The organism is Neptunomonas sp. (assembly GCF_016744175.1).
Taxonomy (GTDB): Bacteria; Pseudomonadota; Gammaproteobacteria; order Pseudomonadales; family Balneatricaceae; genus Neptunomonas.
The window spans coordinates 1-4,059 of the sequence record NZ_JADGEV010000092.1; the positions used below are offsets into that span (position 1 = coordinate 1).

Consider the following 4,059-nt stretch of genomic DNA (forward strand, 5'->3'; position numbering starts at 1 on the left):
AAAATAGCTGAACCTCTCTCTGTAGGGTTCAGCTTTGTTTTTGGCTTGTTCAAAAGCTTATACATGAAGTGTTTTGTATCTACTCTTTATTTGAGCTTTCCACTCATACTCTTTTTAGTTTTTGCATCCCCAAATTCGGGTTGATTATTTAACACTTGCTTATTTACTTATTGTATTAGTAATAATTTTTTTGTTCTAAAAGAAGTGTTTTTTTTCAGTTTGGTTTCAGTTTCAAAGTTTATTCTGATATTGAAAACAAATTAGTGGAGAAAGGTCATGAAAACTTTTACTAAAACAGCTCTTCTGAGTGCACTATTTTTGTCAACTTCTGCTTTTGCGTCGGTATTCCCATTGGAAGCGCCAAAAGACATCGATGCTTTTACAGTAGCAGGTATTTCTTCATACTCTGCTTCAAGTGATGCAGCTTTTGTAGCACCTTTAGATGCACCAAAAGATATTATTGCTGCTGGTTCGTATATTTCGTCAACTCATGCAACATCTATTGCCGGAGTTGATTTATTTCCGTTACAGGCTCCAAAAGATATAATCCAAGATTATGCTGTGCCTTCACAAAGTATTGCTAAATCTGAATATATTGTTGCCAGTAGCAATACTAAGTTCATGAACCCATTAGAAGCACCTAAGGATCGTATAGATCAAGAGTATTCAGATACTCATCAGCAGTCTGTGGCATACAGTGGGTATGATTTTGTCAGTCCATTAGATGCACCAAAGGATGTTCGGGATAGTAGTTTAGATACTTCTTATGATTCAAATAAATCTTCTGTTGGGTATGCTTTTGTAAACCCACTTGAAGCACCTAAAGATAGAGTGAGCTCAGGTTATTGTGATCTAAATGGCCATGAACTTGCCTCAGAAGATAGCAATTCAGCTAGATGGTCTGCGGTTCGCAAACAATGCTAAACTTTGATCTCTTATGTAGGTAGGTGATTTGCAATTTGAACACCTGCCTTCATAGAGATAATGAATAAGGGTAATATGGACTTATGAATAAAAATAAAATACAAATTTTGCTTTCAATATTACTACTAGTATCCCCTTTGATACATGCGGAAGAATCGTCTTTCATTATTGAACAAACCCTTGAAAACTCTTATAAAAATGGTTCTCGATTGGACTATCAGGCATGTAGAGTATTGGTTAAAAAGGGCGAGATAATGCCCATGTCCGATTTAATGGAGATGAGAAGTAAGAACTCAACAGATCATATTTTGGATGCTTATTTGATAAAAGATAATGATCAGTATTACTATCAGATTGAATCGGTTGGTGAAAGTGGTGTTGTTAGTGTCTTTTACATGGATGCTACTAACGGCGATATTGTAACGAACTTCAAGGTTAGCCAGTGAGAATATTGCTAGTAGAAGATGATCGCGTATTAGGGCCTGACCTCAAAAAAGAGCTTGCAGCATTGGGATATGCAGTAGATCTTGCAGGTAATGGTATAGATGCTGAAGCGCTTGGGTATGAGGATATATATGACCTTGCGGTGCTAGATTTAGGTTTGCCGCAGCGCCCAGGAATCGAAGTATTACAAAACTGGCGAAAACGTAACAACAATATCCCTACGTTAATTTTAACTGCACGCTCTTCTTGGCAAGAGAAAATTGATGGTTTCGATGCTGGCGCTGATGATTACCTAGCGAAGCCCTTTCATACGGAAGAACTTGTTGCCAGGATGACAGCGCTTCTTCGTCGTGCAAAGCAACAACCAACGAAACAATTGGAAACATCGGGTTTGATCCTAAACGAAAAAACCCAAGCTGTGAGTGTAGAGGGGAGTGACGAACAAGAGCTAACAGGTATGGAATACAAGCTACTGAGGTATTTTATGCATAATCCTGGACGTCTACTTTCTAAGCTGCAAATAGTTGAACATATTTATGATGACGGCACTGAAAATGACAGTAACGTTGTTGAAGCGTATATCAAAATGCTACGTAAAAAAATTGGCAAAGATCGCATACAAACTAAACGTGGCCAAGGCTATATCTTTGTAAATCAGTTATGAAAAATTCTATACAAGGAAGGCTCAACTTAGCATTTATTGGGTTAACTCTTGTTGTCTTTGCAATACTTTGGGTTTTACAGGGTATGGCGGTACGCGAGGTTGCTTATGAGTTTGTGAGTGCAAGAATGCAAAGTGATGCTCGGACAGTTTTACAAGCTGTCATGAGTAAAGATAATAAATGGCAAATTGACCCCGAATATATATCGCCAGTTTACTCCCAGCCTATGTCCGGACATTATTATCAATTTCTTGTTGATGATGGAGAATGGAGTTTCTCAAGATCGCTATGGGATGAAGAGATCCCTACTTATGATGGGAAACCAGTAGGTAAGCTCAATATTGATTTGCAATATAAACGTGATAAGCCGTGGTTGGTTTACGATAACAGCTTTAAAAAGGCGGACCATACCATTCGCATTGTTTTGGCAGAAGATATTAGTCAAATAGAAGCGAAATTGAAGTCCCTAAGTTGGTGGGTAGCAGGGGTTGGCCTAGTATTTATTCTTCTTCTTCTAATAGTCCAAATTCTAGTGATACGTAATGGCTTGAAAAGTTTGACATGCGTGCAGCAAGATATCGTTAGATTAAAAGAAGGTGATATAAGCACACTTTCTGAAGTACAGGTAAAAGAGATCTCTCCTTTAGTTAATGAAATTAACTACATGATAGAGAGTATGAGCCTAAGGCTTGATCGGTCTCGCCATGCTGTAGGAAATCTTGCACATGCTGCGAAAACACCTTTAACAGTGATAGATCGCCAAATTGAAACGCTAAGAGAGTCTAGTCCTGATTGTGCAAATGCACTTGAACAGCAATCTCAAGCATTACGAAACTTGGTCGAGCGTGAACTTACACGTGCACGTATTGCTGGCGCAGCAATGCCAGGGCAAAAGGTGATCATTGAAGAAGAGGTAGAAAAATTAATTAAAGCAATGAAAATGATCTACAGAGATAAAGAGCTTGAATACGAAATTAGTATTCAAAGCACAACTTTTTTCCCTGGTGAACGAGATGATTTGATTGAATTGATGGGTAATTTAATAGATAACGCTAGTAAGTGGGCAACTACCCGTGTGCGCATTCGAGGAATGATGAATGAGCATTGTTTAGAGTTATGTATTGAAGATGATGGTCCTGGGGTGTCTGCTGATAAAATTGGACAGTTGATGTCGCGAGGAGAGCGTTTGGATGAATCTACTGTAGGGCACGGGTTGGGGCTTAGTATCGTTTCGGAGATCATACGGCAATACAAAGGAGTCTTTGAGTTGCTGTCTTCAGAAATGGGAGGGTTGCATGCTCATCTTTTGCTCCCTAGACAGAAAACTGACCAGCCTCTTGTTAGTCCGCTCGATAAGAACGTTTAATGATTACCCAAATGCCTTGCGCGCTGATAAACTATGCTGCCGGTTTTTTGAGGATAGATGAGTGACTATCGAGTATGTAGCTGATTCGAAGCTCCCAATGCCATGGGGTACGTTTACAATGGTGGGCTTTGAAGATACAGAGACCAATAAAGAACACATTGCTATGGTTTTTGGTGATGTTTCTGGAGATGAGCCCGTGCTTGCTCGAGTTCACTCTGAGTGCTTAACGGGTGATTCGTTATTTAGCCTGCGTTGTGACTGTGGCTTTCAGCTACAAGAGGCGTTAAAACGGATTGCCGAAAATGGCCGAGGTGTTCTGTTGTACTTGCGCCAAGAGGGACGCGGTATTGGTTTGCTAAATAAAATTAAGGCATACCATCTTCAGGATCAAGGTGCGGATACTGTTGAAGCGAACGAACGTCTTGGCTTTGCTGCTGATCTTCGTAATTACAATATGTGTGAGCCGATGCTTGAGTACCTAGGCATTAAATCTGTTAGGTTAATGACAAATAACCCTCGTAAAGTTAAGGCATTAGAAACATATGGCGTCAACGTATCTGAACGCGTTCCGTTACAGGTAGGAAAGAATCGCCATAATGAAGAGTACCTTGCCACTAAAATGGGAAAAATGGGTCATATGATGACTGAGCATCATTTTGTTGA

5 protein-coding genes are annotated in these 4,059 nt (G+C 39.7%); all 5 read left to right on the forward strand.

All coding sequences use genetic code 11. The annotated features are described in order from the left end of the window. Window positions 1-276 precede the first annotated feature (276 nt). Entirely contained in the window at window positions 277-924 is a 648-nt protein-coding gene (locus QZZ55_RS19865; protein WP_293269159.1) for a hypothetical protein, read from the forward strand. 260 nt (window positions 925-1,184) lie between these two features. Then, window positions 1,185-1,370: a hypothetical protein gene (locus tag QZZ55_RS19870; protein WP_293269160.1), complete on the forward strand. Its 186-nt coding sequence runs from the start codon at window positions 1,185-1,187 to the stop codon at window positions 1,368-1,370. Beyond that, window positions 1,367-2,032 (forward strand): response regulator transcription factor, encoded by a 666-nt coding sequence (locus QZZ55_RS19875; RefSeq protein WP_293269161.1) that lies wholly within the window; start codon window positions 1,367-1,369, stop codon window positions 2,030-2,032. Before QZZ55_RS19870 ends, QZZ55_RS19875 begins: the two co-directional genes overlap by 4 nt. Next, the gene (locus QZZ55_RS19880; protein WP_293269162.1) at window positions 2,029-3,396 is read left to right on the forward strand and encodes a sensor histidine kinase; all 1,368 of its coding nucleotides are present in this window, start codon (window positions 2,029-2,031) and stop codon (window positions 3,394-3,396) included. The genes QZZ55_RS19875 and QZZ55_RS19880 overlap by 4 nt, the downstream gene beginning before the upstream one ends. Window positions 3,397-3,457: 61 nt before the next feature. Next, on the forward strand, window positions 3,458-4,059 hold a 602-nt coding region (ribA, locus tag QZZ55_RS19885; RefSeq protein ID WP_293269163.1), incomplete at its 3' end, for a GTP cyclohydrolase II.